General features: G+C 42.3%; 25 protein-coding genes. 6 read left to right on the top strand and 19 right to left on the bottom strand.

Translation table 11 applies throughout. From position 1 onward, the window contains the following. Positions 1-40: 40 nt before the first annotated feature. A complete protein-coding gene (locus QZW82_RS24795; RefSeq protein ID WP_293154361.1) occupies positions 41-3,274 on the bottom strand; it encodes a hypothetical protein in 3,234 nt (1,077 codons plus the stop codon). Positions 3,275-3,401: 127 nt separating this feature from the next. Between QZW82_RS24795 and QZW82_RS24790 the strand changes: the two genes are divergently transcribed. Next, positions 3,402-4,280, top strand: coding sequence for a biotin--[acetyl-CoA-carboxylase] ligase (locus tag QZW82_RS24790; RefSeq protein ID WP_293154358.1), 879 nt, complete (start codon positions 3,402-3,404; stop codon positions 4,278-4,280). A gap of 160 nt (positions 4,281-4,440) precedes the next feature. On the opposite strand, the gene QZW82_RS24785 is transcribed toward QZW82_RS24790, so the two are convergent. From QZW82_RS24785 to QZW82_RS24770, 4 genes are all read right to left on the bottom strand, one after another. Beyond that, the gene (locus tag QZW82_RS24785) at positions 4,441-8,049 is read right to left on the bottom strand and encodes a BON domain-containing protein (protein WP_293154355.1); all 3,609 of its coding nucleotides are present in this window, start codon (positions 8,047-8,049) and stop codon (positions 4,441-4,443) included. A 91-nt stretch (positions 8,050-8,140) separates the two neighbouring features. Then, a complete protein-coding gene (locus QZW82_RS24780) occupies positions 8,141-9,472 on the bottom strand; it encodes a transposase (RefSeq protein ID WP_293154352.1) in 1,332 nt (443 codons plus the stop codon). Positions 9,473-9,699: 227 nt separating this feature from the next. Next, the gene (pdxA, locus tag QZW82_RS24775; RefSeq protein ID WP_293154349.1) at positions 9,700-10,746 is read right to left on the bottom strand and encodes a 4-hydroxythreonine-4-phosphate dehydrogenase PdxA; all 1,047 of its coding nucleotides are present in this window, start codon (positions 10,744-10,746) and stop codon (positions 9,700-9,702) included. A 42-nt stretch (positions 10,747-10,788) separates the two neighbouring features. Beyond that, positions 10,789-11,982 (bottom strand): transposase, encoded by a 1,194-nt coding sequence (locus QZW82_RS24770; protein WP_293154346.1) that lies wholly within the window; start codon positions 11,980-11,982, stop codon positions 10,789-10,791. A gap of 195 nt (positions 11,983-12,177) precedes the next feature. Between QZW82_RS24770 and petM the strand changes: the two genes are divergently transcribed. From petM to QZW82_RS24755, 3 genes are all read left to right on the top strand, one after another. Continuing rightward, a complete protein-coding gene (petM, locus tag QZW82_RS24765; RefSeq protein WP_172189541.1) occupies positions 12,178-12,282 on the top strand; it encodes a cytochrome b6-f complex subunit PetM in 105 nt (34 codons plus the stop codon). Positions 12,283-12,479: 197 nt separating this feature from the next. Continuing rightward, positions 12,480-13,457, top strand: a complete 978-nt coding sequence (locus QZW82_RS24760) for an NmrA family NAD(P)-binding protein (RefSeq protein ID WP_293154339.1) — start codon at positions 12,480-12,482, stop codon at positions 13,455-13,457. Between the two features lies 1 nt (position 13,458). Then, on the top strand, positions 13,459-14,376 hold the full coding sequence (locus QZW82_RS24755; protein WP_293154336.1) for an NAD(+) kinase: 918 nt from the start codon (positions 13,459-13,461) through the stop codon (positions 14,374-14,376). 104 nt (positions 14,377-14,480) lie between these two features. On the opposite strand, the gene QZW82_RS24750 is transcribed toward QZW82_RS24755, so the two are convergent. Continuing rightward, entirely contained in the window at positions 14,481-15,014 is a 534-nt protein-coding gene (locus QZW82_RS24750; protein WP_293154333.1) for a hypothetical protein, read from the bottom strand. Between QZW82_RS24750 and QZW82_RS24745 the strand changes: the two genes are divergently transcribed. Next, positions 15,013-15,288: a hypothetical protein gene (locus QZW82_RS24745; protein ID WP_293154330.1), complete on the top strand. Its 276-nt coding sequence runs from the start codon at positions 15,013-15,015 to the stop codon at positions 15,286-15,288. The two genes, QZW82_RS24750 and QZW82_RS24745, sit on opposite strands and share 2 nt — an antisense overlap. Before the next feature lie 39 nt (positions 15,289-15,327). On the opposite strand, the gene QZW82_RS24740 is transcribed toward QZW82_RS24745, so the two are convergent. Beyond that, entirely contained in the window at positions 15,328-16,326 is a 999-nt protein-coding gene (locus tag QZW82_RS24740) for a serine/threonine-protein kinase (protein WP_293154327.1), read from the bottom strand. A gap of 458 nt (positions 16,327-16,784) precedes the next feature. After that, complete coding sequence (locus QZW82_RS24735) at positions 16,785-18,335, bottom strand: ATP-binding protein (protein ID WP_293154324.1); 1,551 nt, start codon at positions 18,333-18,335, stop codon at positions 16,785-16,787. 132 nt (positions 18,336-18,467) lie between these two features. On the opposite strand from QZW82_RS24735, the gene QZW82_RS24730 reads away from it, so the two are divergent. After that, the gene (locus tag QZW82_RS24730) at positions 18,468-19,703 is read left to right on the top strand and encodes a transposase (RefSeq protein ID WP_293154321.1); all 1,236 of its coding nucleotides are present in this window, start codon (positions 18,468-18,470) and stop codon (positions 19,701-19,703) included. A gap of 212 nt (positions 19,704-19,915) precedes the next feature. Here the strand turns inward: QZW82_RS24730 and QZW82_RS24725 are convergent, their stop codons facing one another. The 11 genes from QZW82_RS24725 to QZW82_RS24675 form a co-directional block, all read right to left on the bottom strand. After that, positions 19,916-20,338, bottom strand: a complete 423-nt coding sequence (locus tag QZW82_RS24725; RefSeq protein WP_293154318.1) for a hypothetical protein — start codon at positions 20,336-20,338, stop codon at positions 19,916-19,918. After that, complete coding sequence (locus QZW82_RS24720; RefSeq protein ID WP_293154315.1) at positions 20,331-20,552, bottom strand: hypothetical protein; 222 nt, start codon at positions 20,550-20,552, stop codon at positions 20,331-20,333. The genes QZW82_RS24725 and QZW82_RS24720 overlap by 8 nt, the downstream gene beginning before the upstream one ends. A gap of 267 nt (positions 20,553-20,819) precedes the next feature. Continuing rightward, complete coding sequence (locus QZW82_RS24715; RefSeq protein ID WP_293154312.1) at positions 20,820-21,170, bottom strand: hypothetical protein; 351 nt, start codon at positions 21,168-21,170, stop codon at positions 20,820-20,822. Positions 21,171-21,200: 30 nt separating this feature from the next. Continuing rightward, positions 21,201-22,007 (bottom strand): hypothetical protein, encoded by an 807-nt coding sequence (locus QZW82_RS24710; protein ID WP_293154309.1) that lies wholly within the window; start codon positions 22,005-22,007, stop codon positions 21,201-21,203. A gap of 559 nt (positions 22,008-22,566) precedes the next feature. Next, positions 22,567-22,899, bottom strand: coding sequence for a DUF5615 family PIN-like protein (locus tag QZW82_RS24705; protein WP_293154306.1), 333 nt, complete (start codon positions 22,897-22,899; stop codon positions 22,567-22,569). Beyond that, positions 22,896-23,126 (bottom strand): DUF433 domain-containing protein, encoded by a 231-nt coding sequence (locus QZW82_RS24700; RefSeq protein ID WP_096829650.1) that lies wholly within the window; start codon positions 23,124-23,126, stop codon positions 22,896-22,898. The genes QZW82_RS24705 and QZW82_RS24700 overlap by 4 nt, the downstream gene beginning before the upstream one ends. Positions 23,127-23,170: 44 nt before the next feature. After that, positions 23,171-23,599: a hypothetical protein gene (locus QZW82_RS24695; protein WP_293154295.1), complete on the bottom strand. Its 429-nt coding sequence runs from the start codon at positions 23,597-23,599 to the stop codon at positions 23,171-23,173. Next, positions 23,583-23,666, bottom strand: a complete 84-nt coding sequence (locus tag QZW82_RS24690) for a type II toxin-antitoxin system HigB family toxin (RefSeq protein WP_293154385.1) — start codon at positions 23,664-23,666, stop codon at positions 23,583-23,585. Before QZW82_RS24690 ends, QZW82_RS24695 begins: the two co-directional genes overlap by 17 nt. Positions 23,667-23,670: 4 nt before the next feature. Then, on the bottom strand, positions 23,671-23,952 hold the full coding sequence (locus tag QZW82_RS24685) for a hypothetical protein (protein WP_293154292.1): 282 nt from the start codon (positions 23,950-23,952) through the stop codon (positions 23,671-23,673). After that, positions 23,949-24,500, bottom strand: coding sequence for a DUF6036 family nucleotidyltransferase (locus QZW82_RS24680; RefSeq protein ID WP_293154382.1), 552 nt, complete (start codon positions 24,498-24,500; stop codon positions 23,949-23,951). The genes QZW82_RS24685 and QZW82_RS24680 overlap by 4 nt, the downstream gene beginning before the upstream one ends. 82 nt (positions 24,501-24,582) lie before the next feature. Further along, on the bottom strand, positions 24,583-25,161 hold the full coding sequence (locus QZW82_RS24675; protein WP_293154289.1) for a Uma2 family endonuclease: 579 nt from the start codon (positions 25,159-25,161) through the stop codon (positions 24,583-24,585). Positions 25,162-25,187 lie beyond the last annotated feature (26 nt).

The raw sequence follows: 25,187 nt of genomic DNA, 5'->3' as shown, positions 1-25,187 counted from the left end.
ATCGCTTTTTTTAAATTAAATTATGTATGTCGAATTATAACTATTGACGCTTGAAAAGAGGTATCCACTTTTTGGCATCTGACCAGAGAATTGGAAGAGTATTATTAGGACAAGCATCGGCAAATACAACTGCTGCTTGACAATTTCCGTAACCAAGTGGATTATTGTTAACTAAGTTACGACCATACTCATAAGCGACATTTTTTGCTCGTTCCAAATCACTAGATTTAGAGAATATTTTAGACCGATCGCTAAAAACTTTATCAGATTCATCAAGGGGATCACATATATGTACCTTGACATTAAAATTAAGTTCATAAAGCTTAGTTTCGATCCGTGTTTTAGCTTCCTGGAAACCAGATACAGAGATAAAAAATACTATCAAGTTGGTATTCCGAAGCAGTTCTCCACATTCATTCGCTAATTCTTCAAAATATTGACAAGCAGATCCCCCCGTACCTATAAAATCATCAATAAAAACAAGACCTTTTATTTTTTCCATTCGGGTCTGATCTGTTAGAGTTTGAGCTAGTTTTCCTCGTTCAACAATATTATTAGCATAAATTTCATTTTCATCAGCAAAAATTTTCGCATAAGAGCATCCACTTTTGCTGGGATTATGTTCTAGATAGCTAACAAGTATATCCGATCTTTTCCTTTGCTTTTCTGTTTCATATTTACGTACTGAAATTCCTCCTCTAACGATGATTCCATGAGCTTCTTTCATTTTATTTCTAAGATTATCACCATTGTAGAATTTTAGATGTTTAAGAATTCGGAACATTAACCTCTGTTCTGTATTTTCCTTAAACTGGCTTAACCAAGCTCTCACCTTATCTTCTGTAATGGGTCTAGATAAATATTGTCCCCAATTACTGATTAATTGAATGATTTCTTCAGAACGAACATAAGCCTCTTCTTCTTCTTTTTTTCTTGACAAAATAGCATCTAAATCAGTAAAAGTTGTAATAATTTCATGAAGTCCTTTCTCTTTCAGCCATTTTCCAAATAAAGGAACTTTATACTTATAAACAGTATCCTCTTCACTTACAATTATTTGACGGCGTTCAAAATCTCGCAGTTCAAATTTAACCTGATTTTCATTTAATCCGTATTTCATAGCCTGCTCTATAATTTTATCTTGGTTAATATTAATATTTTTTCGACTTATTTCTGCTAAAGCCAACAAAACTTTTCTCCGATTCATTGACCTCTCTTCGGCACGATCTGTCTCAAATAAACCATCTTCCCAAAAATGCAGGAAACTATTGCTAGCTAATTTATTTATAGTTATCTTAGTAGCCTCTTCCACTTCTTTTTGTGTAATATGCCCATCTCGACGATTTACTATAAGTTTAAATAATTCACCGCATATTTGCTTGGTGAAATAAGGATTACCACCTGTTTGTTGATAAAGTTCATATATTGCTCGTTCTGAAATTTCAATATTCCACTGAGCCACTGGTTTTTTTACAAGGTCTTTAAAGTCAGATTGATGATTTTCAAAGTAATCAATTCTAAAAGATTCAAATCTATTAAGAGCATCACCTTGGGTGCTTATTATAAATTCCATTTTTTCGCCTCCTACCAGAAGAAAGCCAAAATGTGTCTTTCCACTAATAGCTCTTAGGCTTAAAAAAAATGTATCTCCAATAGTCCCTCTTTTGTAAAGATCAATTGGCAATTCGTCAAATTCATCCAAAATAAAAAGAATTTTATATTCAGGTACAAGTGTTACAATCGAATCTAAAAAACTACTCAAAGGAGATAATGCACCGTTGAAAGAAGGTATTTCCAAGCCGTCAAACTGAGAATTACTTTGTTTTATTCGTTCGCAAATTTTTTTTGCTAAATTTTCTATAGTAATTACCGGATCGCTATTAGCATAATCACCACCTTCTAAATCAATTACAAGATAATTACTGGGCATTAGCCTATTTAAGCGTGCTTTTAAAGTTTGCGCTATAGAGGTTTTACCCACACGCTTTTGTCCAAAAATATAAGACGATCCTATACTTCTGGCTTTGCTTCTTGCGATTAATGTATTGAGTTGTTCTGTTCTGCCAACTAACTCATCCTCGGTTATGACTGGTTCTAGACTGTATGGCTCTTCTATCGCTAAACTATCCCAATCGATATTATCACTTTGGCTTTCAAACTCTAGGCAAAAATCTTTTTTAATTTCTGATCTATCAAAGTTTTTCCAAGCTAGTTCTAGTATTAATATAGCCTGTTTTTCTGAATGAGTCACTTCACAGGAAATGGGAACTGTTATAGAAGTCAAATGTAGATTTCCTAGATAACGTTCCGATCTATCTAAATATATATTATCACTTATCTCTATTAGATTAAATCTGACATCAAATGCCTGGTTAGGCCCACAATTGCTAACGATTAAGTTCAAATCAAATTTAGCATTTTTTGTTAAAAAAGGGTACTTTTTATCCGAGCTGGAAATATTTAACTCAGCAGGTTTACTAAGGGGATTATTCTGAAAATCTTTTTCTAAAAGTTCTAAAACTTTAGTGGCAAATCTCCCTAAGTAATTACAACTATATTTTGTTCCAAATATTTTAGCAGAATTTAAATAATCAGTCAGAATTTCTTTTGCTTCGGTAAAATTCTGAACTTTTTTCACTCCTTCTTCTTTTAAATACTGCTCGATAGATTTAAAAATTTGCGTTAGTTTTAATTTTTCTATTAATTCTTGTGGAATAAAAGAAAAAAGTATAGCCTTCGATATTTTATTGTTGAGTTTTCGAGTAAGCTCACTACGGAAAGGAGTAATCAAAGTAATATCATTAAAAGAATTTATCAAATTTTCAAAATCTTTTTCTACTTTTAATACAACGTTTTTGAGAATATTTTCTTTTACATGAGATTGAGATTTTAGTTCTATATCTAATTGAGGATATAAGTCTTTGGCAAATACGTCATCAAAAAGTTCTAGGGTTTTGTATTTGACTCTGTTATCATCAAGGATATTTTCACAAGTATTTAATAGTCGTAACAAACAAACAGCGATAAATCTTTTTTGATTGGGATTTAAATTTTGATCAAAAAGCAGATCTACTAAATTCGAGTGATTTACATATTCAATATCTTGGCATTGGAAGATTGCCTGACAAAAAAGAACAAAAAATTCTGAATCGATATGTTTGTGTTTGGTTTCTTTTGTGTTGAATAAAAAAGCGTCTAGCGAATAGTCAATGGCTACAATAGGTTGACTAGATAATATTTTTTTAATCTCGTCTATACTTTTTGGGGACATCATTTTTTCCGTGAAACTGCAAACCTAATAGTCTTAAATAGATATTTGTACTGTTTATTATCTTTGCTTCTGTGTCTCTGTCAGCTTAGCTTGATATCGGAAGTTCAGATATAGGAAACCACTGTCGAGTATGACATATAATGCGAATATTCCGCCACTTCTGCACGATTCAAATCAAACCTTGTCTGAATTACCCTTAATTCCCGTGCCCGCATCTCCAGAATCCGATCGCCCAAACCTTCCTCTTCCTCACTGGCTGCATACGTTAGATACTTGTCCCAGTACCAATACCTGGGCGATCGCCCGCGCAGACCAATTGCACCACGGAGATGTAATATTTACTAAGCAGCAAACCAACGGGCGCGGACAGCAAGGGCGCACCTGGTACGCCCCAACAGGTGTTTTGACTGCCAGTTTTGTACTCGACAACCTCAATCCCCATCTGTTGCCAGGACTCAGTTTAGCAGTCGGTTTGGCCGTGATTTTCGCGATCGAGGATTTGGTACCCGAATGTCGCGATATGCTGCGCCTGAAATGGCCAAATGATGTTTGGATCGATCGCCAAAAATTAGCCGGAATTCTCTGTGAAGCCTCTTCTGGTAACAGTTTTGGCACTCGCGCCGTTGTGGGAATTGGACTCAACCGCTGCGTAGATTTCGCGGCGGCCGGATTGGATGACAGGGCGATCGGCAATGCGGTAAGCTTGCATTCTATTGCTACTAATGTACCCGATGAATTGTGTTTGCTTGCGAGACTCCGGCACTATTTACTCGAACTAGCCGATATGTTTTCCGCCACCGACAAGCCACCCGAAAAGTCTGGTTTAGCAATGCTTTTGCCAGAATTACGCCGCCGCGACGGGCTGATTGGTTCCAATGTGGCGATCGAACTTTCCTCCGAAACCATCTGCGGAGAAGCCGCCGGCATTGACGGATGCGGCCGGTTGTTAGTATGCTTGGCGGGCGATCGAATACAAGCCTTTACCTCCGGGCGAATTCGATTAAGTTAAGACGAAGAAGTCATTAGTCATGAGTCATGAGTCATTAGTCATTAGTTATTTGCTAGCAATGCCCAATGCCCAATGCCCAATGCCCTGTTTGGCCAATGCCCAATTCCCTATGCCCAATTCCCTATGCCCAATTCCCAATTCCCAATTCCCCATTACCACTTTAATTTACCACCTCAAATACTACTAATCTGCTCATCCACAGCGGTTGATTAGCCTCCACACCTTCACGACGACCCTTCGTAGAAGCAACTTGTATTCTATTGCCATTTATCCCTTCTTTAACTAGAGCAGCTTTCACATTTGTCGCCCTTTCCAGCGCCAACTTTTGATTTTCCACAGGACTACTTTTAAAATCGCTGTAGCCAATTACCCTCAAATTAGTCGTGCTATTTTCCTCCATATATTCTTTGACTTTGCTCAGTTTTTGTGCTATGTCTTTCGGCGCCAAAATTGCTGAACCAGCACCGAAATAAAGGCGAACTTCTATTGGCAGTGACGGCGGTTGAGTTCCGATTCCCACTGTATTTGTTACAGACTTTACCCCCGGAATTTTCTCGAAAGCTTGAGTAATTTTCTGAGCATCCGTTGCTTTGCTCACACTACCTGCAATCGCGACTTTTCCCTCTGCATAGCGAGCCGAGATATTAATACTTTCTAATTTATTCAAAAGAGCCACAGTCCGCTTGACATCAGCTTCGGTTAAAACCGGATCGGGAGGTACTTCAACGGCTATAATTTTATTGTCAATTCTTAATTTGGGAGCTGCTTGCTGAGCAATTTTTTCCGCTTTCACTCGCAGCTTTTGATTCGGTACTCGTCCCGAAATCTCTAATACTCTATCTTTAACATCTGCCGCGAGTCGATAAACCGATAAGTCGGGAGCAGATTGTAAAGCTAAATTTGTATCTGCTTCTAAAGTCGCTGCAATTCCGCTGCGGTATTCATGAATGCCCCAACCTACGCCAATTAAACCTAACGCGGCCAAACCGATAACTGGTAAAATTGGAATCTTAGCAGGTTTAATTTTTACCTCTGTATCGATTAATTTTTGCAAGTTCAAGTTTACTTCTGGAGGTACACGGGTTGGATCTCCGTTAAATGCCTGAATTTGCTCTCCGTATTCTTCAATAATATTCTTGAATATCGCTCGCATTTTGTACTTAAACCACTGGCGGGTTCCTCCTTCGATCACTACTGCTAGATAACACGAACCTGCTACTTCCAATACTATCGAAGATGTCCCGTATTGTACCGCATCAATCTCTGCAAGATTTCCCGATTTAGATATACAGTCGTTGACAAAAGAGCGGATAGCAGTCAGCATCCCTGCTACCATTTCTGATTCTAGCTCTTCGCTTTCAGGCGGCTGCACTCCTGAAATTAACAAGCCAGAGTTTTTTTGAATCAAAAATACAGCTTTAACAGTCAGCGGTGCTGTTGCTTGCATTAGCAATTCTGCTTCAGAAATTCCCTGCAATTTGGCTTTAATTTTGCGAGCGATCGCCTCAGGACTTAACGATTGCTCCAACTTTTCGTTAATCTCGCGCATCGTCTCGCCTATGTATTTTAAAATTGTGCTGCCTATGATCGGATAAAGTGCATCCGACATTGCTTCTCGCTTGATAGTGATTTGCTGTTTGATTGCCGAGGCTATTTCCGGCGCCAGCGCTATGGCAATTTCATCGGGATATTCACTAATTCTGTGGCTGATTCCCACAGGAATAGAAGGCGCTAGGGCTACTCCAAACGACTGCCGATTTTCTCGAATTTTGGTATTAATTACTTCATCAATTATCGGAGCTAGAGTTTCGGTAAATAATTTTCTAGAGTCATTAATTGTTTGGATCATCATTTCGGGAAAGATGCTTTTAATTCGGGCCATTAATTCTGCCCGATCGCCTCCCCATTCAGCATCAGTTATTTTGCGTTCTAGTTCCTGTACTTTACTGTTGAGATTGTAATTATAACCTACCACTTCATCTAATAACGGTAAAATAGATTCTATGACCGATTTTTCTAGTTGGGAGTGATGGCTAACCATCAGCTCATCAATCAAGGGTTTGAGTAAATCTGTAAACAAGTCTGTCGATTGATAAATCCGGTGTTCGATCGCCACAATTTTTTGTTCGATATTTCCGAGTCTTTCATCAATCTTTTTGTTCTGAACGATCGCATCGACAGTAGGGGCGATCGCAGATTCTATCTCTAGCTTAGCGTCCCGAATGCTTCCGGACAGCATTTCCAAGATCGCGGGCATGATTCTGCCCATCAACCCCTCGATCTCGCCTAAAACTTGCTGCTGAACTTCGACAATCTTACTTTCATTTTGCAATATTTTTGCTGCAATACCGCTGTTTTGAATAGCAGTATCGACAGCAGGTGCGATCGTCTCTCTCATCTCTAACTTTGTCTCGTCAATTTTCCGGCTTAGCGACTCAATCATTAACGGCATCAACCTTGCCATGATTTCTTCCGGCTGAGATTTTTGCTGGCGCTGAAGATTATTGAGCCTACTTTCGACATCGCTCAATTTTCCGGGAATTTCTCGTTGCAGAATCGCTGATTGAATCAAAGGTTCGATCGCTGCTGCTACCTCTAATTTTGATTCATCAATTTTCCGGTTCAGAAAATCCGTGATTGCTGGCATTAGCATCGCCATAATCTCTTCTGGCGTCTGAATTGGCGACTCTTGGGTAGCTAGTCGGCGCTCGACGATGCTCAATACTTTTTCTTCTATTTCTACCCAAGCTATTCTTACCTGTACTGAAGGTGCGAGTGTTTCGACAACTTCTAACTTTAATTCACTAATTTTGCGGGCGAGCAAATCGCTAACTACCGGGACTAACTGTTTGATAATATCTTCCGGTTGCTGCTGGTAACGCTGCTGAACAGTCGCAAGTTTCTCTTCAATTATGACTACTTGTTCTTCCAGTCCGTTTTGATTTTCAACTACTTGATTGATTGTCGGTGCGATCGCCGAAGTCACCTCTAACTTAGACTCCTCTACCTTGCGGTTGAGCAGATCTCCCACCATCAACATTAGCCGTTTAACTAACTGTTCTGAATTTCCCAATTGCTGCTGGTTGAAATCAGAAATTTGATTTTCCAAATCCGCTAATTTTGCCTGAACTTCCAGGCGATTGATTTTATCGTTGCCGACGAGTTCTATCGCCTGGTTTAATTGAAACTTCAACCGCTCTAGCTCTTCTCTCACTAATTCGGGAATTAAAGGTTTCAATAAATTCATCAATTCTTTCGGCTCAGACATTAGTTTCTCAAAATTTTCTAACCTTTGTTCTACGCTGAAAATATTACTGTAAAATTCCGGCAAATCCCTTTCAAACAACAGTTCCTGCAACCGTTTAAACTCTTCGACTGCTTTTTCTAAATCTTCTTCCGACGGTGGCTCATTGTTTGCTAAATTAGCGATTCTAGATAAGCCTGCTTCTTCGTTCTTGTTTTGTCGTCTTTGAGGTGGTATCTCTTCATGATTATTCAATACTTCCGGTACAACCGCAGGTGATTCGATCAAAAAAGACAATTGGTTGCGCCGATTTTCCTCTTCCTCAAGTCGCTCTGCTGACTTTTCAGAGAGCGGTAACTTCAGCTCGATAGATTCTTTTTTTGATTGCTTCAATAACTGAATTTCAGTTAATATGATTAGCAATTCCTGAAGTTGATCTCCTGCTTTAGAACTTGCCAGATTTGCATCTGACACCTCTGTTTCTGACTGATATATGTTCCCTGAATTATCATTAGATGCTGCCATACTGTGCTACCAAAATCTGATTTTAACCGATCGACTAAAATGACCAGCTTGCTTGTCGCCTGACACCAGCGAACATCAATAGGATTGACACTCAAGCGGGCTGAAGCCGCTGAGATTTTGCGGACAGAATAGGCTTGGATAATACCCAAAGTCTAACTCTCGCTACGGTCGTCAAAGACCGTCTACCCAGTTGGTTTAAGCTTACACCTAACTTACTGGCTACTTTTCTCAGAATATTTGCAGCACCATTTAAGTCTGCATTCACCATCAAAGCATTAGCTGACTGATACAAGCCACGTTTAATCCGTTTTCCAGATGCTTTCCACCACGATGGTTTTTCACCATATTTGGGTAGGGAGTCACCATCTAAAAAACTAGCTTTCGATGTATATGCTTCTTCAGTTTCAACAAACCTGACACCGTGCAAATCACACAGTTCTTTTAACCTATTTTTCAGTTTACCTAAAGGCATTTGAACAAATTTTTGATTGTTCGCTTTACCTAGATTACTGTTAGACTTAAAACCTTCATTCCACCCAACTATCAGTGTACCAATTCCGATTTTAAGACAATGGTTAGCAATCAACTTAGCAGCCTTATTGATACCATCACGCATTTGGTGGTTACGTTTTCGGGTAACACCGTCTAACCAACTATCCCAATAACCTTCTGGCTTTCCTTCTTTTCTGGTTGCTACTTTTTTGTTCCATAATTGATTCATCGCTTTCATAGCACGAGCATCAATCAAGAAGGAATTTCCTAATGTATCAACACAAGCTGCTAAATTATCAGCAGTTCCCAAGTCAATTGATAACGCTTGACTAATGTCTAGATTATGTTGTTTTTTTTCAACCTCGTAGGACATTTCCAGATAAAAAGCGCCATTTTTAGGGAGAATTGTAAACTCTTTCACTTGGGAAAAATCAAGATTCGATGGCATAGGTAAAAAGAATTCAGAAACTCCAAACCATCGCTTCACTGTTAAACCCAAGGAAAATCTTAACTGATTGTCAATAAGCTTAGGTCTTAAACCTCCCGAATTTGGATAAGCCACTTTGAACAACTTAGAACCTGTCAGGTATCCCGGTGGCTTGGGCTGGAAATGCAGTTGACCTTTGATGTACAAATCTCTTAATTCTTTAAAAGATTTGAAGGCTTCCGTGACTGACATCAATGTTTGCTGCATTGGCGTTGATGGCAACGACTTAGCAACCATTGATTTTGTAACTGACGATTCAAAAGATAAGTCAAACTTTCCCGTCAACAGTTTTCCGGTCTTAAAAAAAGTTTGACGAGCCAAATAAACCCCACTGTTGTAAAGTTTACCTGATTGTTGGCAGAGATACTCCAACAATGCTTTAACTTCTTTGGTTGGAGACAGTAATACTTGCTGAACTCCCATGGTTTTTTGGGTTTTAGTCACCTCTATTTTCCTGAATATTGGTTGATTTGTCTAGTTTCAGTTATTATACTAGATATCTCAAGCTCGCTCAATAAAATCTTTAGAAAGAAAGAAAGAAGGAAAGAAAAGAGACAGGGACTAAAGTCCCTCGTGCCGCTTCCCTAGGAAGGTCTAAAGACTCGCTTGTTTCTCGCATCCCGTATTAATTTTTATGACACAATTTTGCACAGTGTCAGACTTAATTAAGGCTATCGCCCTATTTTAACTGGTGCTCTGCGACTAGCCAACTGGGCCGCCAACTGCAACGCTGCTGTCATGCTGGAGGCATCGGCAATTCCTTGACCTACAATATCAAAAGCTGTGCCGTGATCTGGAGATGTACGGACAAAGGGTAAGCCAATTGTAGTGTTGACTGCTTTGTCGAAGGCCATCAATTTGACTGGAATCAAGCCTTGGTCGTGGTACATTGCCAAGTAACCGTCGTGAGCTTCTTTGGCTAAGCCGTACCAAACTTTAGCCGGTTTTACCCACATGGTATCCGGGGGGATTGGCCCGTCTAATTGCACTTGAGGAAAACGATCGCGCTGCGCTTTCAACCACGGTATCATCCAGTCTTGCTCTTCACTTCCCAGTTTGCCATTTTCGCCGCTGTGAGGATTTAAGCCAGAAATCGCTATTTTTGGTTTTTCTATCCCAAAATCTTCGCGCAAACACTCGATCAGCAATTCTAGTTTTTCACTCAGCAACTCTGGAGTCAAAGCCTCGGGTACTTGACGCAGAGGAATATGTGTGGTAGCGAGTAAAGTTACCAGCGTCCAACCGCTGTGGGGAGATGTGGCGGCAAACAGCATTCCGAACCGCTGCGATTTCGACCTTTCTGCGAGAAGTTCTGTTTGTCCGGGGTAATTGTAACCTGCGGCCTGCCAGCAAGTTTTGGAGATGGGGCCGGTGACGATCGCACAAAATTCGCCGCCAAGGGTACGGGCGATCGCCTTTTCCATATACTCAAAGCTAGCTGCCCCACTAGCCGCATTCCCGACACCGGGGATAATGGAACCCCACTTGCTGTCTGGTTCGATATCAATAATGTTTAATGTTGCGGGATTTGCTGCTGTTGTAGCCCGATCGATCGATCGCAACCGATCGTAAGTTTGTTGCAAAATCATCCTAGATCCAAAAACCGTCACCATCAAAGCAGCAGCCGGATCTGCCAAAGCCTTGAGAATAACTTCCGGGCCAATTCCTGCCGGATCTCCCAGAGTTACAGCTAGTTTTGATTGCCGATCGAGACTCAAGGCAGTTTTCTCCCCAAAAAATACAGAAATTTCAGCAGTAAACTACCCCACGGCCTTAAGCCGGGGGCTTTCAGTAGCCCTGATGTAGTCTGCAAGGTGGCAAGACAACACCGAACCTCCGAGCGGATTTACTGCCGCTCCAACGATTGAAATCACCTTTGAAGCATTTTCATCCGCATCACATTGATTGCCGCAATGCCCACACTTGAACGACTTGCCAGAGCGATAGGACTTACCTTTGACCGGATGGATGTGCAAGCACTTGTGGCAAGTCTGGCTAGTGTATGCCCGGTTAACTGCAATCAACTTCACGCCATACTTCACACTCTTGTAGCTCAGAAATAATCGCAGTTGGAAGAATGCCCAACTGTTAAAGCGCCTACGCTCAGTCTTATTTCTAGGCAGTTCATTGGTGCGTTCTCGAATGCCCGTCAAGTCTTCAATCGCAATCATTGAATTACCTTGAAGTGCAGACAGGACAATCAATTTGCTGATGTTATGCTTGGGCCAAGTCTGATAGCGACGTTCACGCCCCGACAGCCGTTTCAAAATCTGCCTTGCCCTGCGGCGAGTAGACCTTGTGCCTTTGGAAGCTTTGCTCTGGAGAGACGCTCTGACTCTGGCAAATTTATCTCTAGTTTCTGTAGTCTGTTTTCCGTCCCATTTGTCACCCTCAGAGGTTACGGCAATGTCTCTACGTCCCAAGTCAACGCCGATTACCTTGTCACCCTCGATCGGGTCTGGCGCATCGTCCGTTACTTGGATGTGCATATAAAACCGTCCATCACCGTGCTTGCACAGTTGAGCAGAGGTGGGCTTACGTCCCTTCAATTTACCTGCCTGATAGTTGGCAAGCACGACCCGAATCCGCTCGCGACTGCCCAACAGTGTCAGGCTGACGGTTTGATCCTTCTCCCTGAAGTCAAAGATCCGAGCGTCATAGTCTGCCGAAGTTGGACTAAACGATTTCACCGTTTCGCCTTTGAACTTCGTGGTTTTTCTATTAGCTCCGACTCTGGCGCAAACTCTGACGGCTTGATTGGCGCTCAAACCAAACCGAGCGCGAATATCCTGATAAACCAAGGTTTGAATAGTAGTTTTGCTAGTTATTCCTGGTTTTACCTGCTCATTCACATAGTTGCAAGCATCTGCGAACGCCTTCAACAAGTCATCTACTTTGATGGCTTGTTCGGGAGTAGGTTGAAGTTTGCAAACTATAGTCAATGTTTGTTCCATCTCCCAATTATATCACACTGTGAGATACTATGGATAATTCAAGGAGACTTGAATTCGCAGCCGCTTACCTCCCCATGTCCTTAGCCCAGGGCATCCGCTCGTTTTTCGGTGAGATCTTAGCATTCATGTAGCTGGTTGGCCCAAATTATATTATTATTTTTACTTAATGCGATCGTCCAATTAGGTCTATAGATCATGAATCCTGAAATTTTCAATGCAGCCTTTTTGTCCTTTTCCCTAATTTTCGTGGGTATAGGCGGAGGCTTCCTCCTGCTCAAACTGCAAGGCGGCGAAGAATAAATTTTTGTAACAATCATTCAGAAGTCTTCTAGGTCAACCCTTCTAGCTTCTGCATGACACCTCAACGCCAGCGTGCTGCTTAGGCTCTCCAGCCGAAAATGAGAAATATTCAGGTTTTTGTTAAGTTTTTATAAAAAACATAACGAAAACCTGATACTATCTTATAGAAAGTTTAAGATTCATAAATTAATCCCTAGATGACTTTATTGATTGTAGGAGCCACCGGCACCCTCGGCCGTCAAATAGCCCGCCGCGCCCTAGACGAGGGCTACCAGGTGCGTTGTTTAGTCAGAAATTACAGAAAAGCGGCCTTTTTGAAAGAATGGGGCGCCGAACTCGTACCGGGGAACCTTTGCCAGCCTGACAGCTTAATTCCTGCACTAGAAGGCGTCACTGCTATCATCGATGCAGCAACAGCCAGCGCGGCAGATTCTGTCAGCATTAAAAGAGTAGACTGGGACGGAAAAGTATCGCTGATCCAAGCAGCAGCAGCAGCAGGCATCAAGCGTTACATATTCTTTTCATTTCTAGACGCCGAAAAATATCCGCAAGTCCCCTTGTTGGAAATTAAGCGCTGTACCGAGCTATTCTTAGCAGAATCCGGTCTAGACTACACAATATTGAGACCTTGCGGCTTTTTGCAAGGACTGCTGAGCCTGTACGCAATGCCGATTTTGGACGGTCAGGGAGTCTGGCTGCCCAACAAGCCGTCAGCCCTTGCCTACATGAACACTCAGGACGTAGCGAAGTTTGCCGTCCGAGCCCTTTCTGTTCCTGAAACCGAGAAAAAAAGCTTTCCGGTGGTGGGAAATCGCGCTTGGGATGCAGAAGAAATCGTGCGGTTGTGCGAGCGCCTTTCTGGCAAACAAGCCAAAATCACCCGCACGCCAGATGCCTTGTTGCAGGCTACCCGTCAATTTGCTAAGTTCTTTCAGTGGAGTTGGAACGTAGCTGACAGATTGGCTTTTTCAGAAGTTTTAGCAGCCGGAAAACCCTTGAAAGCTCCGATGGATGACGTTTACAGTGTCTTCGGATTAGACCCCAAAGAAACTACAACTTTGGAATCTTATCTGGAAGAATACTTCAGTCTGATTATGAAGAAGCTCAGGGAAATAGAGTACGAGCAGCTTAAGACTAAAAAACGGAGTAAACAAAAAATGCCTTTTACATTTTAAAGTGCCGAAAGCTGGGATTATATACAACGACGTTAAACCAGTCTCTTGTCGCATCGCCGAAGAGTTGAAAGACAAGCTGACTGCCCGCGGCTGGGAGGTCTGTGCGGTTTCCGGTGCCGGGGGAATTTTGGGCTATTCTAGCCCAGATCGCCCCATGTGCCACACTCCGATCGACCAACTTGTCCCCCCCGGTTTTGACAGCGACATGGAGTTTGCGGTGGTTTTGGGTGGCGACGGTACGGTGCTGTCGGCATTTCGCCAAGTTGCTCCCATCGGAGTGCCGCTGCTGACTGTCAATACCGGTCACATGGGCTTTTTAACAGAAACTTACCTAAACTTGCTCCCGCAAGCTTTGGAAAAGGCGATCGCCGGAGAATACGAAATAGAAGAAAGATCGATGTTGGCCGTGCGACTGTTTCGAGAAAACGACTGCCTTTGGGAAGCCCTTTGTCTCAATGAAATGGTGCTGCATCGCGAACCGTTGACTTGTATGTGTCATTTTGAAGTGGCGATCGGGAATCACGCTTCTGTGGATATTGCCGCAGATGGGGTAATTATCTCGACTCCGACAGGATCGACAGCCTACGCGCTGTCAGCCGGCGGGCCTGTAATTATTCCGGGAGTGCCGGTGCTGCAATTGCTACCCATTTGCCCTCATTCAATGGCTTCGCGGGCTTTGGTGTTTTCCAACACCGAACCGGTCAAAATTTTACCTGCCAGTCCCAACCGCCTGGTAATGGTGGTAGATGGCAACGGCGGATGTTATGTTCTGCCAGAGGATTGGGTGCAAGTGGAGCGATCGCCCTACCCAGCCCGCTTTGTTCGGATACAATCTTTTGAGTTTTTCCACATTTTGCGGGAAAAATTGGGCTGGGGCTTGCCTCATATTGCTAAACCCAGTTCAGTGGAGTTGCCTTGATAGTTGTTGTTGACACTCCCCGACTATCAAGGTACGGGGATTGTTGACTCAACCAGTTGGAAAAAGCCTTCTTGTTAAACGTGCCGAATTTAAGTCCTTGACCGTTATTTAGTAATGCGAATCGAATCTTGAATTTGCTGAACTTGTTTTTCTGTATCACTGTCGGAGTAGAAAGTTCCTAGCATAATTGTTTCTTTTTTTCCTGTGGCAACATAGGTGACAATGCCTGCGGGAAACCCGTCGTTATAGTCTTCATACAAGCGCACTGCTTTTTTACCGTTAATGGTTAGACGTTCTGTCTTAATCGTCGTCTTAGGAATTTCTCTCGAACTCGGTTTCATAGCGGTTTCCAGGTTTTCCTCACTGATGGTTGCAAGCACGCGAATCAAACCCTTGGGGGCAAATCCACCGCCTCTATCGGGGAACTTTTTGTTGTGTAAAGTAAGGCTATTCGCACTTGCGCCCCTGGGATTTTCGAGCCAATTTCGGGGTGCTTTGAAGGTCAGATTGCCGATCGCGTGGGTTTTGAGCTGTGATTCTTGGGTTTGGGCTTGGGCGAGTAGGGTAGTGTGGTCTACGAATAGCGTGGGTGTGGCGATCGCGATCGTACTGGCGAGGATAGTCAGGAATTTCTTCATGGGCGATTATGTCCGATTGATAGTTTTGGCAAATATTATGCAGGCTTTAAATGCCCGCCATGTTTCACGATTCAAGAAAAAGCCATCACCTTTCCCATTCGTACAAGTCAAACCGGCTGCCATTGCCTTACAGCTCTGTTTATTCTACCAATTTTCTGTAGGTCAAGCTCTCGATCGAGCTTCCGAACTATCTCCAAAATCAGGCAGAGTTTGCGAGATAACGATCGCGCTCACCGGACGCAAACAAATTCTTCGACTCAACCAACCATACTAGAACGTTCCGGTGCAGCGCCGTTGTTAGGCTTCTATTCTATTAGTACGCGGGATTATCTTGTTCCATCTCGGCTGCTATTTGCCGACACACTTCCTCCACATAGGATCTACATTCTTGTATGCGTTGAATTATATCTGGATCGGTTTCGAGCTTGGCTACTTCATCAAGAAAATAAGCAGCGTGGCTTGTATGCACTAAATCATTATCCATTCCGCAAAAAACATCAAAAAAATTCTCTATTGAGTTAAGCTTCTCATCTTGGCGCAAGGTAGAATAACGTTGCACTTCATCATTGCTATTTAATCGTTGCCAAAAATCTTCAGCCTCTTCTAGGCTGTTAAACCTATTGTCTCTGTTCTCGGCAAGATGCTTTTCTAGAAAGCGTTTCAATGGGTCCTGCAATTTTGATAAGCCAGTAGTGACATCATAATATTCGCCTGTTAGTAAATAGTAAAGAGTTGCACCAAGAGAGTAGATGTCTCCTCTTCTATCAACACTTGCAAAATCACGATACTGCTCAGGAGGGCTAAAGAATGGGCTATTCCAATTTGAGGTAGTTACTCTTACATCTTCACTTTCCATCGCAACACTTAACCCAAAATCGCTAATTTTTGCATTACCATCAGCTCCTAAAAGAATGTTACCAGGCTTAATGTCACGATGGATAATCATTCCCGGAGAATTGTGTGCAAATTTTAAGCCTCTAGCTATCTGCCAGTAAATCTCAAGTGCATGCTCTGAGCTATGGCAGGTCTGCGATACAACACCTGCTATAGAACCGTCAGGACAGTATTCCATCATGTATCCAGGCGCATTTGAATCTTCTGAGAAATCAATGATTCGCACAATGTTTGGATGTTCAAGCATACGAAGATTATCAATTTCTCTACGAAATCTCACTTTATCTTTATTACGAAGAAGATGTGGATGCAGTTTTTTTACAGCAAACTGGGCGGCGCGAGATGGGTCGTATGCAAGATGTACCTCACCCATGCCACCCTCTCCAAGTTTACTAAGCAGCTTTATCCGATCCCACATTTTTCCCTCTCAAAATTATTTTAACAACTAGCCTTGGAAAGGCAAAACCTGCTTCGTTTTGAACACTATTAACAATCTCTGCCTTCGAGGAAGCCTAACGATTTAGTTCAACTGTGCGCGTTAGCGAAGCACTCGAAGAGGATCGCCTCTCGACGAAGCTAACAATCTTAAATTCGCGTCAGTTGCAATGATTAGATTTATCGAAGCATCCCATACGATAAGCTTTGATATTTTGCAGATTTGTTACCGTGCTGTCGATAAATCTTATAATGATATTGCAATTGGGGTACAATACTGGATATAATCGAATAATACCGCAGCTCGATGATGTATGTCAACCCCTTCTTACTCCCCATCAGAATCTCGTTTCCTAGATCGAGTTCGCTGCACGCTTCGGCTCAAACATATGAGCCGTCGTACCGAAAAAAGCTATCTTTATTATATTTTAGATTACATTTTCACGCACGAATCACCGTAATCGTTCTTCTCATTGGACTAACCTGAATTTCGGTTTTCAATCGCTCTTCCAACTCCGGTGCATTCTCGCGCCGATCGAATATTACCAACCACCCCTCATCCTGTCCCAATCTAGCCAAATATCCATCTAACTGTTCCAACCCTTTACTCAACGGATCTACTTTCCGAGTCCGCCAAACCTTTAATTCAATACCTAATGTGACTTCACCGTAACGCAAACACAAACCCATCCTGTCTCGCCCGATCGCATATTCCCTCTCCAACGTTCCCCCACCATTAATCACCCGATGCAGAAACGCCATCAACACCAAATGTGGAGCAATTTCGGGGTAAGACGCACTTTTGAGTAACGGTTCGCCATGTTGCAGCCAAAAGCCGAGAAACGCTTGCAGGAGTGCTTCGGTGATCAGTTCACCGCGAGGATTCAACCAACTCGGACTGATCGTCGGTAAACTATCTTGCGGGCCTTGGGCCAAAACTCGCGGCAACACTTCTCGATAAATCGGATTAGCAATAACTAAGCCCCCGGCCGGATCTCGTTTTAGCAAACCCAAATCTACGAGGTATTGGCGATCGTCATTAGAAGATTCTGGCAATTCTTGTCCGGCTAGTATGGGCTCGATAATTGCTTTGACTCGGTTTTCTCGCAGTCGTTCAGCCAAACTATCCAAATGTGTATCTTGTCGTTTAATCAGAATTTCTTTAGCTTCTAAAATATGTTCGGGTGTAATTTCTATAGATTCATCAATAACTAATTCTTCGACAATTTCTTTGGCTAAAGCATTCACCAACCAAGGTTGTCCTTGTGTTAATTCAAAAGCTAATGCTACGGCTTCCGGTGTAAAAACTTGTCCGGTATCCTGGGTATGTTGCGCGTAGAGTTCTGCGACTTCTGAGGCATTAAAATCTCTGAGCGTAATCGATCGCACTTTAATATTAAACGGACTGGATGTATTGAGGCGATCGCTTCCCCCCGCAGCCACTTTGTAATCGCGAACATCCCGCAAACCGATTAAGCCCACCGATTGCGGAAACGCACGAGGACGAGAGGGATAACCATTGCGTAATTGACGCAAAACCGATAGCAATACTTCATTTTGCAGCGAATCAATTTCATCAATGAAGACTACTAAAGGGCGAGGTGAAGTTTGTGCCCACTGCCGCAAGGTTTCTTCAATTCCTTGTCCCACCTCCATTTCTTGTTTTGGTGGTGGCTGGAGCTCCGGTGGCAAATAGACTCGCGCCTCACTTCGCCAAGAACTTAAAATCGCCGCTTGGGCTTGTTGTGGATTGTCATTAAAGGGCGAACCTAACTCTACTGAAACAACGATCGCAGTGTATTGTCCGCTATCGGTAAGTTGCTTGGCTAAAGCCAGCATGGCCGTGGTTTTTCCCACTTGTCGGGGTGCATGGATGACGAAATAGCTTTGCTGAGCAATTAGTCGCTCTAAATTTGGGAGGCGACGGGTTGCTGGTAACATATAATGAATGTCTTTTTGGCAAGGGCCAGCGGTATTGAACCAACGTGGCATAGGTCAATTGGGGCGAATGGGGCTGCTCTCAGTTTACTTTACCAAAAATTTGGGTAAAAGCCCCGTCGTTCACGACGGCTTTATTTGGGACTATGCTGAATAGAAAGTGATTAGGCATGGTAATATAGTTTCATGATAGTAAGAGAAGCAAAGCTAAAAAACGGAACAGGAGAGCAGTATTCAGCACTCGACGAAGCCATCCAGACAGCGCAGTTCATTAGAAATAAAGCTGTGAGATTTTGGATGGATAACGAAAAAGTTGGTAAGGCAAACTTGTATACACTATGCAAGGATCTAGCTAAAGAGTTTCCTTTCGCTAAGAAATTGAACTCAGCAGCCAGACAAGCTAGCGTAGAACGTGCTTGGGCAGCTATCTCTAGCTTTTATACTAGATGTAAAGAAGGTGCGAAAAAGAAGGGTTATCCTAAGTTTAAAAAACATTGTCGCTCAGTAGAATATAAGGTTTCAGGATGGAAACTATCCGAAGATTGTATGAGTATTAACTTCACAGATGGTTTTGAGATTGGAACTTTATCGCTATTTTGCAACAAAGAAACACGGTCAGACCTCCACACCTTAAAAATCAACCGTGTCAGGGTAGTGAGACGAGCGGATGGGTATTATGCTCAATTTTGCTTTGATGCCATCCGCAAAGAGGAAGGAGTGTATACAGGTGATATTGTAGGATTGGATCTAGGGTTGAAATATTTCACCAAAGACCAAAACAATCATGCTGTCATCTACCCTCAGTTCTTGCGAAAGTCTGAATGCAAATTAAAAAAAGCTGCTAGACGGTTAAGCAAGAAGTTTGTTAAAGGTGCAAAACCTCAATCAAACAACTACCATAAAGCACGGAAACGACTAGGAAAAGTTCATCTCAAAATCCAACGCCAGCGGAAAGATTGGGCGATCAAGCTTGCCCGAAACGTAGTGATGTCTAACGATGTCGTGGTGTATGAAGATTTGCAGATTGCCAACATGGTCAAAAATCATCACTTGGCTAAGTCAATTTCCGATGCTAGTTGGTATCAATTCATTCAATGGCTGGAATACTACGGGAAAATCTGGGATAAAGTAGTGGTTGCGATTAACCCAGCTTATACATCTCAAGATTGTTCTAATTGCGGCCATAGAGCGAAAAAATCACTCAGCACCAGAACTCACTCATGCGCTAATTGTGGACTAGAGATTTGTCGCGATAGGAATGCGGCGCTCAACATCCTCAAAAAAGGTATGAAAATGTTGGGTGTTGAATGGCAAAACGGTACCTCTGGGCAAGAGGAATCCGCCTTGAAAGAGGGAAAGCATGAGGAGAAGACCACCTCTATTATTGATGGGCAACTTGAAATAGTAAGTGGACTTCATTGAGTCATGAATTAGAATCCTCGTGCGTTCACGCCGAGGAGTATGTCAATGTTGTTGGAATGGGGTTCTATTGTTGTTAAGTGGGGTTTGTACCGACTCATCGGGTGGAAATGAGAATCTTAGGCGGAATCCTTAATTCTCGATCGAGCTTCCGAACCATCTCCAAAGTCAGACAGAGTTTGTGAGATAACGGTATAGTGGGAGTACCTTCATTTCTATTCACTCTGCTTGGGACGGATTTCAAATTCTGAACGCGCCCGGAAGAAACAGACCTCAAACTCGAAGAAGAAATTAGCTTGCCCCAAGATCAAAGGCACATCGGCTGCTTGTGTCCAGGCAAATGCCAAGTTAAGCGTTGGGAATGAACTAACTCGACCGTTTACAACGACTGCGCGGGCTTCAAATCGAGCCAAATTCCCAGCCAATACGATTGAGAGTGTCTCATTTTCCCAGACTAAGCCCAGTTGTAGCCCTAACTCGTAGGGCAAAACATTAACGCTTGCGCCTGTATCTAGTAAGCCCTCAGCGTTCAAGGATCGATCGTTGAGGCTGAGTGTCAATGGCAGATACGGCATTCGATCGACCATGCCAAGACTGGTGTCAATGATTTTGTAGGGAAATCTCTGAGCGTCAATCATTCTGTTCTTGTTGTTTTGTTGCCAGAAGATTCATTAAAACATTGGCAGCCTCAGAGCAATTGTAAGGCGACCAGACCGGATACTCTCGATCGGCAACAAAAAAGTTTGTTGCATCTTCTTCTTTGACCAGTTCTGTTGCCAGAAACTGCATTAGCCGAAGCTTGTCAATTTTTGAAAGTTCCTGGATTTTGGACTTGAGTTCAGCCAATGGCATTTAAAAATCTCCTCGTTTGAGGTTTGGCGAAAAAATTGGATTTACTAGCTTGTTGCATGGGTGCGCGATCGAAGCGTCTCTATTGATTCTACCAATTTTCTGATTTGTCAAACTCGCGATCGAGCTTCCGAATCATCTCCAAGATCGGGCAGCGTTGGTGAGATAACGTTCCGGCTGAGCGGCTGCAAACAACCTTCGCATCACCACCAAGATCTTACAACAGTCAGCTCCAGCCGGGTTGTTATACTGCAATTTCACACGAATGTACTAGGATTTCAGAGCTTCTTTTGCACCTTCAATAAAGAACTTAGCAATAGGATGATCAATCATCTTTTCTAAAGCTGCAAAACTTCCTGCTCTGACTCCTCGCAAAATTCGAGATTTTAGCTCTGGATTTTTTTCAATTTGATCTACAGCTTTAGCTCCCAAGACCCTGGAACTATCACCAGGGTAATCTAAAGACAGTTGATCTAACAGAGTCTTAATGTCTTTAGCAGCGCGTGCTAAATCTTGAGTGTTGTTGGTTTGGGTACCAATCTTGTCACCCATGACTTTATCGCCCATGACCTTATCACCTGCGATATTGTCACCTTTACCACTTTGATATATGTTACTCATTGATGCGTCCTTACCTTAAGAGCTACTTACTTATTTGTTATTTGTTTTATCACCCATGACTTTATCACCTGCACTATTATCACCCAAACCATTTTGATGAATAACAGTTCTTCTTACTACAATAGCTACAATGCTAAGCGCAGCTATCAGAAACAGTGTTATTACTACTATTTCTAAACCTGTTAAGCCTTTCAACTCAGACTTTTCGGAAGATATTGGAGATGCAGGGACTCTAGATGTCGCTTGTTCTGGAGTTGTAGAAGGTTCAGGCAATCTTTCCAAAGGTGAAGCGATCCCAGACACTACAGATATATCGTAACAGTCTGAGCCTGATATGTTCCAAATTAACTTATCCCCGATAACTTTGTCAGCGTTATGTAATTTTATATTTCCAGGAGGCTCAATACTCCAAGTAACCGACTTGGTAAATTTAAGATCAAAATCATTAACACAGGTCTTGTCTGTAGATTTATATGTAAACTCATCGTTATTAATGGTAAGCCTATTTAGCTTTAGTCCTAACCCTTTGTATAGCTTTTCCACCTCATCTAAGTCGTTAAAAGAATAGGTATATGCACATTGATCACTGCCACTAGAATTATTCGTAGAACGGATCCTTTCGTGTGATACGTTATCCCATGCAATGCTAGTTAGAAGTTTGCGACAGGTTTCAACATTTACCTGAGAACTTTCATTAGGACTTTCAGAATTTACGATTCTCAGACTCAATGTTCCTGAGCCATTCTTTTTAAATGAAATAACCCCATGAATTTCTTCACAGCCAGTCAATAGGATTAAAAATACTGTCCATATAGCCCAAATCTTTTTAGAATTCATTTTTCTCTCTACTTTTTTACCTCTCTTAAAGTATCTAACGTTCTAACCTAAATAATCAAACTACAAGTACTACATCTACCGTCGCCGTAGATAACCATCCCACCCGTAAAAGCTAAGCTAAACCCTGTTTTTTTTAGCAATCTCGACATTTACACAGCAGATGGAATTTACTGTCTTCACGATAAACTCTCTGCTGTATAACGATTTAGTTCAACTGCGCGCGATCGCCTGTTAACGGAGCAAACTATTTTAAATTCGCGTCAGTTGCAACGACTAGATTTATCGAAGCATCCCATACGAGAAACTTTAAGCTTTTGGAGATTGGTTACTGTGCTGCCGATAAATCTTATAATTGTATCGCAATTGCGGTACAATATTAGACTGGATGCGGTAAAGTACTGATTATAGCCGTATAATACCGCAGATTGAGGATGTATGTCAACTCCTTCTTACTCCCCATCAGAATCTCCTTTCCTACAGCAAGTTCGCCACACGCTTCGGCTCAAACATATGAGCCGTCGTACCGAAAAAAGCTATTTTTATTATATTTTAGATTACATTATGATAAAGCAAGCAGCGATAAAGTCTCATCTTCATAAAATAATTCGATCGCGTTGAACTCCCGACGCAGCAAATTTTCAACTTGTGATGTCGAACAGTTTCCAAGGCGAAGCCAAATAACTTTCGGTGGATTCCCAAATACTAAGCTCAGGTCGTGCATATCCGCGTCTTTCGAGACAATCATCAAATTATTGTCTTTTGCATAATCCCAAACTATTGGGTCGATCGTTGCTTTCATGCCCACATCTCGAACGTGAAGCGAATTAGGGAAAAGATCGCTCAAACGATTCGGCAACTTGGGCGACAAGTTTTCATCAAAAAGTAATTTCATGCGGATAAGGTCGCGGTCATAAACCGACGCTCACGGTCAGCAGCATAAGCTATACAAGCTTTTAAATCTTCTCGTGTCAAATCGGGAAAATCGTCGAGAATTTCTGCTTCGGTCATCTCCGAAGCCAGGTACTCAAGCACTTCATAAACCGTAATTCGCAAGCCGCGTACACAAGGCTTACCACCGCGTTTATTTGCTTCGATGGTGATGTGGTCTCGGTAGTTCATAGTTTGATATGGGATTTTTAGCAGACCAGTTTAGAGAACAGATTTCAGTCCAAGACGAGCAACACTACATTAGTTCCTGCCCTATAGCGTTCGACATATTTTCCTCTAACGCCACCCTTCATCTTACTAAAATTATACTCAGGACGTAACTCGTCCTCTAGCTCTTGATTATTCTCCATCTTCATAAAATCTCCGCTCATTTCGGGTTGCCTCTCGCGCACTGAATGCTGTTGAGTTAGACCTCGACTTTCTAGATAATAAAGAATTGCTTCGATCGGGTCAGGCATCACGATCGGCTCGTGTTTGTTTTCGTAGGCTTCAACTAAGGTGACTAATATTTCTAATCGATCGAATTCTGGAGTTCCTTGAGGAGCTTCAAACAAATGCTCTATTTCTTTCAGCGATGCTTTGTAATCTTCTTGGCTTCTAATGGGTTGTAGGCTGTACATAATTACCTCAGATGGTTTCTGCATCCACTTTGTCATATTCAGCATGAGTGCCGATAAATCGGATAAAGATAATCCCAATGTCATAACGCATATTCTTACATATAACGAAGTTCAAGTGCATTGCAAAAGCTATTCAAGCGATTCAGCAAAGCATTGTAGTAGGGATAAGCATCATCTCGTTCATCTTGAAGGCGGGCATAAAGGGTCAGTTCTGGCTCTGCGGCCAGACGCTCTAGAGGAACATCTAAGCCCGCTTCGGCTAGGCGCGTTGCCGCGATCGCGACTAACAATGACCCAACTGTGTTAGTTTTACCATGATGAAGATCGTCAAGTCCGGGAAGAATTAGCTCCGCTCCCGGCAACTCATTTAAGTTCATAACTGTCCATCCTCTATGTTACTTTCAAAACGTTTTATGAAGTTCTCAACTCTGCTTCTGAGCGCATCAGGATTAAGAGAGGGAAATCGGATTAATTCGGGTGCAATACTCTCAAAACTATTACGCAGTTCTTCTAAGGAAAATAATTTCTGTTCGTACATGGCTTGAACATCTTTAATGTCCCGCTCGAATCCCCTGGATATTTTGGAGAGTGCTTGGGCTATAAAGTCATAGTGATAAAACGAGATTTGACCGTATTTGCCAATGAAGATACTCCTGTCACGCCACCCCGGAATTGTGGGTAAGAAATCCTGTGGGGAAGCCAGTTCGATATTGATATTCAATTCTTGTTTGATTTTGGCGATCGCACCAAAAATGCCTGGGGGTTCAGGATCTAGACGAATATCGATATCAATTGTCGAATTCCGCCATCCAATCAGTAGGGCACTAGCACCACCCGTAAAATAGATGCAGCCTGAACCCTGAGCCTCTCTGCCCAAGACTTGCATCAGTCGTTCTATCTTCTGAGAATCAACATTCGGACGCATATGCTGCACAAATATTTTAAACGGTAACAGATTTCTTAGAACTCTACATCAATATTATTACATCGCCCTCTTAATAATAAATTCAAGATGGCTGCTCGAAAACAATTTCTTCATAGAATTGCTCGATCGCCAAACTCAACCCAATACTTTTAAGCTCAACCCGATCGCCCGCTCGATAGCTCAGAATCAACCAATCCCCCGCATCATTTTTATGATAAATATCGATCGCCATTTCATCAGAACTCACCAACACATAATCAATTAAATTCGGATTGCGGCGATATTTTTCAAACTTCTTGCCGCGATCGTAAGCCTCGGTACTATCCGATAAAACCTCAACAATCAAACAGGGATAGGTAATATATTGAGGGCTAGAATTATCTCGCCGATCGCAAGTGACACTCAGATCGGGATAGGTATAGTTGCGAGTATTGAGGATATTAACCTTTAAATCCGAATTAAAAACTCTACATTGATTTCCTCGCAAGTGAGTTTTAATCGATAATAAGAAATTGATAGCGATCGCACTATGATTTTGCGTGCCCCCACTCATCGCATACACGCGACCATCGATTAGCTCATGTTTTTCTAATTGTTTCTCCTCCCAAGCAAAATACTCTTCAGGCGTAAAGTACCGCTCCTGCTCTCTAGCTGCAATCATAATAATCCCCTAATTTAAACGATTTA

This window comes from Microcoleus sp. bin48.metabat.b7b8b9.023, from assembly GCF_013299185.1.
Classification (GTDB): Bacteria; Cyanobacteriota; Cyanobacteriia; order Cyanobacteriales; family Microcoleaceae; genus Microcoleus.
Note: the sequence above shows the minus strand (reverse complement) of the source record. Positions and strands in the feature narration are given on the sequence as shown.